Origin of the sequence: Streptomyces luteogriseus (assembly GCF_014205055.1) — a bacterium.
Taxonomy (GTDB): domain Bacteria; phylum Actinomycetota; class Actinomycetes; order Streptomycetales; family Streptomycetaceae; genus Streptomyces; species Streptomyces luteogriseus.
This window is the reverse complement of the sequence record NZ_JACHMS010000001.1, coordinates 7469738-7481451: the sequence shown is the minus strand read 5'-3', so window position 1 is coordinate 7481451 and position 11714 is coordinate 7469738. Positions and strand designations below refer to the sequence as shown.

The 11714-nt window shown below is 72.6% G+C and carries 4 protein-coding genes; all 4 read right to left on the bottom strand.

Annotation, left to right across the window (positions count from 1 at the left end):
- Nucleotides 1-8 precede the first annotated feature (8 nt).
- The 4 genes from BJ965_RS33240 to BJ965_RS33225 all read right to left on the bottom strand — a co-directional run bounded on the left by BJ965_RS33240 (nt 9) and on the right by BJ965_RS33225 (nt 11416).
- Nucleotides 9-3530 carry a non-ribosomal peptide synthetase gene (locus BJ965_RS33240; protein ID WP_184913974.1) on the bottom strand — a complete coding sequence of 1174 codons (3522 nt, stop codon included), beginning with the start codon at nt 3528-3530 and terminating at the stop codon, nt 9-11.
- Complete coding sequence (locus BJ965_RS33235) at nt 3527-4294, bottom strand: thioesterase II family protein (protein ID WP_184913972.1); 768 nt, start codon at nt 4292-4294, stop codon at nt 3527-3529. Before BJ965_RS33235 ends, BJ965_RS33240 begins: the two co-directional genes overlap by 4 nt.
- Nucleotides 4291-4506 carry an MbtH family protein gene (locus BJ965_RS33230; protein ID WP_184913970.1) on the bottom strand — a complete coding sequence of 72 codons (216 nt, stop codon included), beginning with the start codon at nt 4504-4506 and terminating at the stop codon, nt 4291-4293. The genes BJ965_RS33235 and BJ965_RS33230 overlap by 4 nt, the downstream gene beginning before the upstream one ends.
- A 76-nt stretch (nt 4507-4582) precedes the next feature.
- Nucleotides 4583-11416: a type I polyketide synthase gene (locus tag BJ965_RS33225; RefSeq protein ID WP_184913964.1), complete on the bottom strand. Its 6834-nt coding sequence runs from the start codon at nt 11414-11416 to the stop codon at nt 4583-4585.
- Between the last annotated feature and the right edge of the window lie 298 nt (nt 11417-11714).

The window sequence follows — 11714 nt, the reverse complement described above, 5'->3', positions numbered from 1 at the left end:
GTGTGGGGTCACAGCTCACCCAGCTCGCGCGCGCCGGTCGTGTCGACGGAGGTCTCCCGAGACCCGAGGGTCCAGCGCAGTGTGTCGATCCGGGCGGCGAGTCCCGCGACGGTCGGAGTGTCCACGACGGCGCGCACCGGGATCTCCAGGTCCTGGGATCGACGCAGCCGTTCCACGACGGACAGCAGGGTGAGCGAGTCTCCGCCCAGTTCGAAGAAGGTGGTGTTCACGTCGACCACGTCGAGCTTCAGCACCTCGCTCCACACGGCGGCGACGGCGTGCTCCGTCTCGGTGCTCGGCGGGACCACCACGACCTCGGCCGGGGGCTGGTCGGTGGGCCGGGGCAGCCGGGCCCGGTCCACCTTGCCGGTGGCCGAGGTCGGCATCGTGTCGAGCCGGACGAAGACGGCGGGCTGCATGACCGCGAGCAGCTTGGGTGCCAGGTACGAGCGCAGCTCCGGATCGTCCGGGCCGCCCTGCGGGGCCGGTACGAGATAGGCGACGAGCCGCTCGCCGGGCTCCAGGACCACCACCGCGTTCGCCACGCCGGGGTGGCCGCGCAGCACGGACTCGATCTCCTCCAGCTCGACCCGCACGCCGCGGATCTTGACCTGGTGGTCGGTGCGGCCGAGGAACTCCATCTCGCCGCCCGGCAGCCAGCGCACCGTGTCGCCCGTCCGGTAGAGGCGGCGACCGGGCCTCGCGGGGTCCGGGGCGAAGCGTTCGGCGGTCAGGCCGGGACGGTTGCGGTAGCCGCGGGCCACGCCGTCGCCGCCGACCAGCAGCTCGCCGGGGACGCCGATCGGCTGCTGGTTGCCCCAGCGGTCCACGACGGCGCAGGAGGCGTTGGAGACGAGCTCCCCGAGCGGCATGGAGGCGCGGTCCTCCGCGGCGTGGCCCATGCGTCCGGCGAGCGCCACACCGGCGGTCTCCGTGGGGCCGTACTCGTTCCAGACGAGGCACTCGGGCGACACGACCTCGCGGATGCGGGCGACCAGGTCGCCGCTCAGGTTCTCGCCGCCCAGGGAGACGTGCCGCAGGGTCGGCAGGGTGACGCCGACGCCTGTGAGTGCCCGCATCTGGGTGGGCGTGAGATACAGCATGTGAATGTCGTGCTCGTTCACGAACCGGGCCGTGGCCTCGGGGTCCGCGCGCACGTCCAGCGGCAGCATGACCAGGCAGGCCCCGCTCGTCAGCGCGTGGAACATCTGCTCCACGGACCAGTCGAAGTGGTACGCGAGGTTGTGCACGACCCGGGTGCCCTCGCCGATGGGCCGGATGTCCTGCGCCCACCGCATCCAGGGGGTGACGGCCGTGTGGGGCAGTCCGACGCCCTTGGGCCTGCCCGTCGTCCCGGAGGTGTACATGAGGTACACGAGCTGTGCCGGGTCCACGGCCGCCTCGGGGCACCGCGCGCCCGGTGCGGCGCCCTCGTCCCCGACGGGTCCCGCCGTCCCGGCGTGCACCACGTCCACGCCGTCGAGCGCGACGCCGGGCAGCTGGGGGTGCAGCTCGGCAGTGGTCACCAGTACGCGCAGCCCGCTGTCCTCGACCAGGTGGGTCATGCGGTCCACGGGGGCGAGCGGGTCGATCGGCACGTAGGCCGCCCCCGCCTTGAGGATGCCGAGGATGCCGGCCAGGAGGTCCACCGAGGGTTCCGCGCAGAGCCCCACGAGGTGGTCCGTGGAGACGCCGCGTTCCATGAGCGCGGCCGCCAGCAGGTCCGCGCGCCGGTTCAGTTCGCCGTAGGTGACCCGGGCGTCGCCGCTCTCGACCGCCACCGCTCCGGGCGTCCTGCGCACCTGCTCCTCGAACATGTGGTGGAGGAACGTGTCCGTCGGATACGGACCGCAGCGGGCCCGCGACCAGGACTCGATCTGCCGCTGCTCTTCCTCGGGAAGAACCTGCAGGCCCGAGAGGCGCTTCGTCGGCGCGGCGACCGCGTCGGCGGCGAGCGTGCGGAAGTGGTCGAGGATCCGCCACGCCCTGTCCTCGACGAAGAGGTCGGTGTTGTACTCCAGCGCCACACGGTAGGTGGTTTCGGTCTCGGTCACCGAGAACACCAGGTCGAACTTGGCCGCGTTGCGGTCCAGGTCGACGTCGGTGACGGTGAGGCCGGGCAGCTGCGGCGACGGCAACTCCTGCTGGAAGGCGAGCATGACCCGGAACAGCGACTGCAGCCCGGAGCGGTCCGTGGCCACGGCGTTCACCACCCGCTCGAACGGGACGTCCTGGTGCGCGTACGCTCCCAGCGTCCGCTCGCGTACGCCACCGAGCAGTTCCAGCACCGTCGGGTCGCCGGACAGGTCGCAGCGTACGGCGAGGGTGTTCAGGAAGTAGCCCAGCATGCCTTCCAGTTCGGGCAGATCCCGGTTGGCGCTGGGGGTGCCCACCACGATGTCCGTCTGGCCGCTGTACCGGTGCAGCAGCGCGGCGACGAGAGTCAGCACGGTCATGAACGGCGTGGCGTCGTTCTGCCGGGCCAGTTCCCGGATGCGGCGCGAGACGGCCCGTGGCAGCTCCACCGCGACGGTCGCGCCCCGGCCGCTCGGGGAGCCCTGCGGGGTGAGGTCCGTGGGCAGGTCGAGCACGGGGAGGGGGCCGCGCAGGCACTCCTTCCAGTACTCGAGTTGCGCGTCGAACGCGGCGTCGCCGACCGTGCGGCGCTGCCAGGCCGCGAAGTCGGCGTACTGCAGGGCCGGCGGTTCGGCCGGCGGGACGGTGCCCTTGGCGGCCGTCGCGTACAGCTCCAGCAACTCCGCCACCGCGAGCTCGAACGAGTGGATGTCGGTGATGGCGTGGTGCATGTTGACCAGCAGGACGTGCCACTGGTCCTCAAGCCGGTACAGCTCCGCCCTCAGCAGCGGGCCCCGCTCGACGTCGAACGGCCGCTGCGCCGAGGCGCCGATCCGGTCGACGAGGACCTGCTCCCGCTGTTCGTCCGGCTCGCCTTGAAGGTCGACGATCTCCAAGGGCAGTTCCACGGCGGCCTCGACCACCTGGTGGGGTACGCCACCGACAGCGCGGATGGCGGTGCGGAACGGCTCGTGCCGGTCGACCAGCGTCTGGAGGGCCAGGCGCAGAGCCGCGACGTCGAGGTCTCCCTCGATCTCCACGGCGGCGGGGACGTTGTACCGGGAACTGGGGCCCAGGATGTGCTCTTCCACCCACAGGCGCTGCTGGGCGAAGGAAGCCGGTGCGTGGAAGGTCCCCCCGGTCCGCTCCGTGAACGGCGGGACGGTGACGCCGGTGCGTGGCGCGTCCCCGCGCAGGTCCTCGATCCTGGCGGCCAGTTCGGCGGCCGTCTGGCTCTCGAAGAGCGCGCTGAGCGGGATGCGGATGCCCAGTTCCTCACGGAGCCGGCCGACCATCCGGGCGCCCTGGAGCGAGTTGCCGCCGAGGGCGAAGAAGTTCGCGTCCGGGTTCGGGCGGTCGATGCGCAGCACGGACGCCCACACGGAGGTCACGACGTCCGTGACGGAGGGGGTGTGCGTGTCGCCCTGCGGGCCGGTCCCGTACTGCGAGGTCATGCCGTTCCAGCCTTTCCGTAGAGCGAGTCCGCGCCGAGCCGGTCGGTGATGTCCGCGAGGACGGCCGAGCGCGCGGAGTGCGGGAAGAAGTGGTCCCCGGGGAACATGCGGCAGTTGGAGGGCCCGGTCGTCACCTCGCCCCACCGCGCCAGCACGTCGCTGCCGACGCTGCCGTCCTCGGTACCGCCGTAGGCCGTGACGGGGCAGGTGAGCAGGGGTTCGGTGCGGTGGACACGGCTTTCGACCACGGCGAGGTCCGCTCGTATGACGGGCAGGAACAGCGCCATCAGCTCCGGGTCGGCGAGCACGGCCTCCGGGGTCGCGCCCCACTCCCTGAGCCGGTCGCAGAGCTCGTCGTCGGACAGGGTGTGCAGCGGCCGTTCCGGTACGTCCCTGATCTGCGGCGGCACACTGCCGGAGACGAACAGCCGTACCGGCGAGCCGGCTTCGAGCTGTTGCAGCGCCCGGGCCAGCTCCCACGCCACCACGGCACCCATGCTGTGGCCGAACAGGGCGAACGGCCGGTCCAGCAGCGGGACGACGGCGGGCACCAGGTCGTTGAGCAGGTCGTCCATGTGGGCGAGAGGCGGGGTCATGACCCGGTCCTCCCGGCCGGGCGGCTGGACCGCCCACAGCTCGATGCCGTCGGGCAGCTCGGTCGCCCACCCGCGGTACGCCGAGGCACCACCTCCGGCGTGGGGCAGGCACAGCAGCCGCATGCTCGCGTGGGGCCTGTGGACGAACGGCCGGACAAGGGTCGTCATCGGGTGTTCTCGGTCTCCATCTTCAAACGGAGGCTCAGCGGACGCATGTCGGTCCACACCTCGTTGATGTGGGCCAGGCAGGCGTCCTTCGGGCCTTCGTGTCCGGCGTGCTTCCAGCCTTCGGGAACCTCGCGGCCCAGGGGCCAGATCGAGTACTGCTCCTCGTGGTTGACCACCACGACGTAACGGGTTTCTTCCTGTCGCTCGTCCATGGACCTCTTCCTCCTCGAATGAGCGAGTCCGCCGGTCGGGCGGACTCGGTTGCGGACCGGGGCCGGCCGTCGCTCCTCAGACGCCCGGAGCCCGGGTGGACCGCAGGGCTCCCAGGCGGCGGCCCCTGGGGGCGACGACGCCCGCCCGGCGGGCCCGCCGCATGGGTTCGGCCAGGGCCGCCAATGTGCTGCCCGGGTCGGCCGTCACCTCGCGCAGCACGGCGAGGAAGGCCGTCCGTACCTCCATGGCCTCCGACTCGGTCAGCCGCAGCGAGTTGTAGGTGAGCCGCATGCCCAGACCGTCCTCTCCCGGCTTGCCGTACAGGCAGATGTCGAGTTGCGAGGTCTGGTTGGCGGGCGGCAGGAAGTCGGTGAACTGGAACGCGGTCGAGAAGACCGGGTTCCGGCCGTCGCGGGGCGCGCCGTCGGCGGGCGCCACCCGTTCGGCGATCAGTGTGAACGGGTAGCGGCTGTGGGCGTAGGCGCCGACGCTCTTGGCCTGGGCGCGCCGGACCAGTTCGTCGAACGTGTCGGTGTCGGAGAGAGTGAGGCGCACGGCGAGCGGGTTGACGAACATGCCCAGGTGGTGGCTCATGCTCTTGCTGTCCCGCCCGGAGAACGGCACGCAGATCACCATGTCGTCGTCCGACCCGATGCCCCGCAGCGCCACGGCGTACGCGCTGAGGAGGAGGACGTGCACGGTGACGTCCCACTTCCTGGCGAGCGCCCCGACGGCTTCGGACAGGTCCGGGTCGACCGTGAAGTCCATGGTCTCGTTGGACACCTCGGCGCCGGGCGCGTCGTGGTCACCGATGTGGAGCCGGGGCAGGGGGCCCGCCAGCTCGTCGAGCCAGTAGGCCTCGGCGGCCGGGCGCTCGGGGCCGGCCAGCCATGCGAACCGGCCGCGGATCAGCTCCTCGTACGTCGTTTCCAGCGGCTCCGGCGACGGTTCCTCGTCCCGCGCGAGCGCCTCGTACGTCTCCAGCAGCTCCCGCAGGAAGATCCCGATGCCGGTGCCGTCGGAGATGAGGTGGTGCATGGTGTAGTACACGCAGTGGTGTTCGGGGCCGAGCCGGTACAGCGCGACGCGCAGCGGCGGGGTGTCCAGGGTGTCGAACGGGATGGCGCTGTCCGCGCGGATCAGCCGCTCTGCCTCGGCCTCCGGGTCGGGGTGTGCGCTCAGGTCGACCAGCGGGACGTCGAGGTCGAAGGCGGGCAGGACCCGTTGGCGGGGCCCGTCCGCGGTGTCCCGGAACACGAGGCGGAGCGCTTGGTGGCGGTCGATCAGATACGCGACGGCTCTGCGGAAGACCTCGTGGTCGACAGCGCGGTGCACGTGCGTCCACACCGGCAGGTTGAGTTCAGCACGGCCCTCCCCCAACTGGTGCTGCAGCCACATGCCGCTCTGGGCGTTCCAGAGGCCGAACCAGCCCGGGTCGGTCTCCTCCCCGGCCGCCTCGTCCGGGACGGTCTCGGTGGGCGGGGTGGGCGCGGTGTCCGGGGCCGTCACCGCGTGCGGGGCTTTCCTGGGGTCTGTCGCCTGCTCACCGGAGCTCACATGCCGGGCGAGGTCGGCGACCGTCGGGTGGGCGAACAGGTCGGCGATCGACGTCTTCACGTCGAGGGCCTCCTGCAGGGTGTTGGACAGGCGCAGGGCCAGCAGCGAGTCGCCGCCGAGGTCGAACAGGGTGGCGGACACGTCGATCTCACTGATGCCGAACTCGGCGGCCCACAGCCTGCCCAGGGTCTCCTCCATGGGGCTGTATTCGCCGTCCGGCCGGCCCAGCAGTGTCACCTCCGAGACGGGTGCCGGGGGTCCCGCGGCGGCCCGGGTGGCGGTGGTCGCCGCCAGGGCGGCCACGGCCCGCCGGATCGGCTCGCTCAGGCGGATGGGTGAGGCCGCCAGACGGGCCCGCAGCACGGCCGGGTCCAGCACGGCCAGCGCGTCGTGGTTGATCTCCCCCACGATCACCCGCACGTGGTCCGACCGGACGGCCGCGTGGAAGCTCGCCACCGCGTCCTCGATCTCGACGGACCGGAAGAAGCCCTGGTCGCGCTGGACGCCGTGGTCGGCGGCCATGCCGGTGCCCAGCCAGTCGGTCCAGTTCAGGGTGATCGTGCGCAGACCCCGCTTGCCCCGCCAGGCCGCGTACGCGTCGAGGAAGAGGTTGGCCGCCGTGTAGTCGCCCTGGCCCGGTGAGCCGAACAGGGCGGTGGTCGAGCTGAACATCACCATCAGTTCGGGCGGGTCGTCGGCGGTGACGTCGTCCAGCACCATCGCGCCCGTGACCTTGGGGGCCAGGGTGGCCCGGTAGACGTCGGGCGTCTTGTTCATCAGGAAGCCGTCACCCGCGGTGCCCGCCGCGTGCACCAGCCACGTGATGCGGCCGAGGTCGCGGCGGACGTCCGCGACGACGCGGGCCATGTCGTCGTGGTCGCAGACATCGCCCGGGCGGACGAGGACGCTGGCGCCGTGGGACTCCATCTCCTCGATGAGGCGGATCCGCTCGGCTTGGCCGGCCGGCCCGTCGCGCAGCACGTCGGGCCACTGCTCACGGGGTGGCAGTCCGCGTCTGCCGACCAGGGCGATCCTCGCTCCGGGCCGGGCCGCGGCGATGGACCGGGCGATCTCCAGACCGAGTCCGCCGAGGCCACCGGTGATCAGGTGGACGCCGTCCGGTACGGCCGCGAGGTCCTCCGGTTCGGGGCGCAGGTCCGTTTCGACGAGTTCGAGGACGTAGCGGCCGTCGCCGCGCAGGGCGGCCTGCCCCGCCGGGTCCGTCCCGAGGATCTCCCGGGCGAGCGCGCCGGGCGGGACGTCGGCGGCCGTGTCGACGCACCGGCAGCCGATGTCGGGGTGCTCCTGGCCGATGACCTTCGCCAGGCCGAACAGCGCGGAGTGGGCGGGCACGAGGTAGGGCTCGTCGCCGGTGACGTCCTCGGCGTACCCGGCGACGACGGTGAGCCGGCGGGGGCCCGCGCCCGGCCCGCCGAGGGTCTGGGCCAGACGCAGCAGGGCCATCACGCCGCTGTCCAGGAGGCGTTCCTGTGCGTGTCGGCCGGGGCTGCCCGCTTCGTCCTCACTCGCCACGAACACGGTCTCCGCCGGCAGCGGCTGCGTCCAGGTGGTCCAGTCGGTGTCGGCACCGGTCACGTCGACGGTCACGCCGGCGTCCCGCAGCTCGGCGACGACGACCGCGCGCCGGGGCGAGTCGGTTCCGACCACCAGGGCATGGCCGACCGGCCGCCGTGCCGCTCCCCCGTCACCGCTCGCCCCGGTGCCGTCCGCGGGCACCCAGCGCAGGGTGTGGTGCGCTGTGGCCGCACGGGCGTTCCGGACGGTGCGCCGGGGGTCGTTGACGCGCTTGGCCGTGAAGCCCCTGATGTCGAGGACGACGGCGCCGTCGGGGGCGCAGACCAGGACGTCGACCTTGCGGATCTCGTCGCTCTGCGGGAAGTCCGGGTCGGGCTGGACGAAGCTGACGCACCGGGCGGGCATCGGCCCGTGCACGGTGAGGTGGTCGTAGGCCAGCGGCAGGTAGAAGTCGTGCCCGGACGCGTCGGGGGCCTCGTCGCCCCGGAGCATCGCCCAGCGGTGGAACCCGGTCGCCAGGTCGAGCAGCGCGGGGTGGAGCGCGAAGGCGCCGGTCTCCTCGTGGTGGCGCTCCGGCAGGTTCAGGTGGCCGAGCGCGGCCCGCACGCCGACGTCGACCGTGCGCAGGCTGTCCTGCCAGCGGCTGCCGAAGTCCATGACCCGGTGCTCGGCCTGCAGGGTGCCGACGTCCACGGTGGCGAGCCGGCAGCGGGCTGCGAGGGCGGGCAGGTCGGCGCGGCGCGGCGGCCGGGGCCCCGCCGAGAGCCTGCCGCGCACGTGGACGGTCCACCGCCGCCCGTCGGACGCTGCCGGGTCCTGGCTGACGACCTTGAACTCGGCGCCGTCACCGCCGTCGGAGCGCACGATGGTGTGCGCGACCCGCGGCTGCTCCGCCGTGACCAGCAGGGGGACCTGGAACTCGACGTCGGACAGGACGGTGACCTGCTCGCCGAGGTACTCCGTGCCCGCGGCCCGTGCCATCTCCAGGTAGGTGGTGCCCGGCACGATGGCCTCGGAGAGCATCTTGTGCTCGCTGAGCACCCAGTGGCGTTCCAGGTCGAAGGACGTGAGGAAGACCGCTTCGTCCACCGTCCGCACCAGCAACTCGTCGAGAAGCGGGTGGGGCCCCGGCCTCGCCGGTGCGGCCGGTGCGGGCTCCAGCCAGTGGCGCGTGCGCTCGAACGGGTAGGTCGGCAGTGCCACGCGACGGGGCCGCTCGTCGGCGTGGTAACCGGTCCAGTCGGGGGTGACGCCGTGGAGCCAGAGCAGGCCCAGGGCGCGCTGTGCGGTTTCCAGCGGCCCGCGGCCGTCCTGCCGGTGCGGCAGCGTGGCGGTCACCAGGCGCGGCGGCTGTGCACCCGCGAGGTTCCGTGCGGCGAGGCTGCGCAGCGTCTGGCCCGGTCCGACCTCGAGGAAGGCCACCTCCGGGTCGGCCGCCAGCACTTCGACGCCCCGCGCGAACTCGACCGTGGCGAGGACGTGACGCCCCCAGTAGGCGGGGTCGGTGGCCTCGCGAGCGGTGATCCAGTCGCCGGTCACGTTGGAGAGGAACGGCACCGCCGGCTCGTGCCGGGGGACCTGGGCGACGGCGCGGGTGAACTCCTCGACCATCGGCGCCATCAACGTGGAGTGGAAGGCGTGGGAGGTGGCGACCGGGCGGGTCACGATCCCCTGCCGCTCCGCGAGGGCGGCGAACGCGGCGACCGCCTCGTCCGGGCCCGACACGACGCAGTCGGACGGGCCGTTGTGCGCCGCGAGGGACAGTCCGGCGGGCAGGAGCCGCTCCACGGTGGCCCGGTCGGAGGCCACGCTGAGCATCGCGCCGCTCGCCTGCCGCTCCATGAGCCTGCCGCGCAGGACGACCAGCCGGAGCGCGTCGGCCAGTTCGAAGACCCCGGCACGGCAGGCGGCCACGTACTCGCCGAGGCTGTGCCCGATCATGGCCGACGGGGTGACGCCCCAGGAGCTCCACAGCTCGGCCAGCGCGTGTTCCAGGGTGAAGAGGGCCGGCTGGGCGAGCGCGGTGGTGGCGAGCCGGCGAGCCGCTTCCTCGTCGTCCGGCGCGGCGAGCAGCAGGTCGCGGACGTCCGTGCCGAGTTCGGGGCGCAGCAGTTCGGCGCACCGGTCCACGGCCGCGCGGAACACGGCCTCCTGCGCGTAGAGCCCGGCCGCCATCCCCGGGTACGCGGAGCCCTGCCCGGTGAAGAGGAACGCGACGGAAGGCGCGGCGGCGTCGGCGGTGCCGGTCGTCACGCTCCCACCGTCGCGGGATTCCAGGGCGTGCGCCGCGCTGAGCGAGTCGGGGGCGACGACGACGCGGCGGTGGCGGAACTCCTGACGGCCCTGCGCCAGGGTGAAGGCGACGTCGGCGAGCGACAGGTCCTCCTGCCGCAGGCGCGCGGCCAGCCGGTCGGTGGCCCGCTCCAGCGCCTGCGGGGTGCGGGCCGACAGGACGAGCAGCTGGGAGGGCCGGACCGGACCGGGCGGGGCGGGTTCGGGTGCTTCTTCGAGGACGACGTGGGCGTTGGTGCCGCCGAATCCGAAGGCGCTCACCCCCGCGCGTCGGGGGGCACCGTCCGGAGTGGTCCAGGGGGCGAGTTCCCGCTGGACGTGGAACGGCGTGCTGGGGAAGTCGATGGCCGGGTTGGCCTGACGGAAGTGGACGGTGGGCGGCAGGGTGCGGTGGCGCAGGGCGAGCGTGGTCTTGAGGAGCCCGGCGATTCCGGCGGCCGCGTCGAGGTGGCCGACGTTCGACTTCACCGAACCGATCGCGCAGAATCCGGTGCGGTCCGAGCCGGTGTCGAAGGCCCTGGTCAGTGCCTCGATCTCGATGGAGTCGCCGATTCTGGTGCCGCTGCCGTGGGCCTCGACGTAGCTGATCTCGTCGGGCTCGACACCGGCGATCTCCAGGGCTTCCAGGACGACCGCGCTCTGCCCGGCCACCCCGGGGGCGGTGAAACTCGCCTTCGCGGAGCCGTCGTTGTTGACGGCGGTGCCCTTGATGACCGCGTACACCGTGTCGTTGGCGCGCAGGGCGTCCTCGAGGCGCTTGAGTACGACGACGCCCGCGCCGTTGTTGAAGACGGTGCCCCGGCTGTCGGCGTCGAAGGGACGACAGTGCCCGTCGGGGGAGAGAATGCCGCTCTCCTGGTACTGGTACCCCTTGCCCGGCGGGACCTTGAAGGCCGCTCCACCGGCGATCGCCGTGCCGCACTCGTGGTTGAGCAGGCTCTGGCAGGCGAGGTGGACCGCCACCAGGGAGCTGGAGCAGGCGGTGTGCACGGGGACGCTCGGGCCCTGCAGGCCGAGCTTGTAGGAGACGCGTGTGGTGAGGAAGCCGAGTTCGTTTCCGAGCCCCACGTTGGAGGCGCCGATGGCGGCGCCGCTCTCCAGGTTGGCGAAGACGTGCGGGAGGTAGGCGCTGGTCCCCGCCCCGCCGAAGACGCCGACACCGTCCCCGATCCGGGCGGGGCTGTAGCCGGAGTGCTCCAGTGCCTCCCAGGCGAGTTCGAGGAAGATCCGGTGCTGCGGGTCCATGATGGTGGCTTCGCGGGGCGTGTACCCGAAGAACTCGGCGTCGAAGAGGTCGACGCCCTCCGCCCGGGCCCCGGCCTTCACGTAACCGGGGCGGGAGAACTCGGCCTCGGGAACGCCGGCGGCGAGCAGTTCGGAGTCTTCGAAGAAGGCCACGGACTCGACGCCGTCCCGGAGGTTCGACCAGAACCGCTCCAGGTCGGGTGCTCCCGGGAATCGTCCGGCCATGCCGATGACGGCGATCTCGGTGCCCAGTTCCTGCGAGTCGTCGGGCTCTTCCACGTACTCCCCCAATTCCGTACTACCGCTGTGCGTTCTGACTGACTCTGCCCGCGCGGGATCGCCCGCCGCGGTGACGGGCACGCGGCGGTGTCCGTCGTGGTTTCCGGGAGCCGCCCCGGCCGGGCGGGGTGCGCGACAGGACGGCGCGGACCGTGCGAGGCGGGGCGGGAAGGAGACGACCGGCCGGCGGAAAGTCCCGGGAGACGGCCCGGGCCCGGTCTGTCGATCGCGCTGCGGGAACGTCGATACATTGCGGCAGCGTCCCGCTCATACTCTTAGCCGCTCTTCCCGGTGTCAA

Coding starts and splice junctions, on each gene's coding strand:
- BJ965_RS33240 (WP_184913974.1), bottom strand. CDS start 3,530: ATGACCTCGCAGTACGGGACCGGCCCGCAGGGCGACACGCACACCCCC.
- BJ965_RS33235 (WP_184913972.1), bottom strand. CDS start 4,294: ATGACGACCCTTGTCCGGCCGTTCGTCCACAGGCCCCACGCGAGCATG.
- BJ965_RS33230 (WP_184913970.1), bottom strand. CDS start 4,506: ATGGACGAGCGACAGGAAGAAACCCGTTACGTCGTGGTGGTCAACCAC.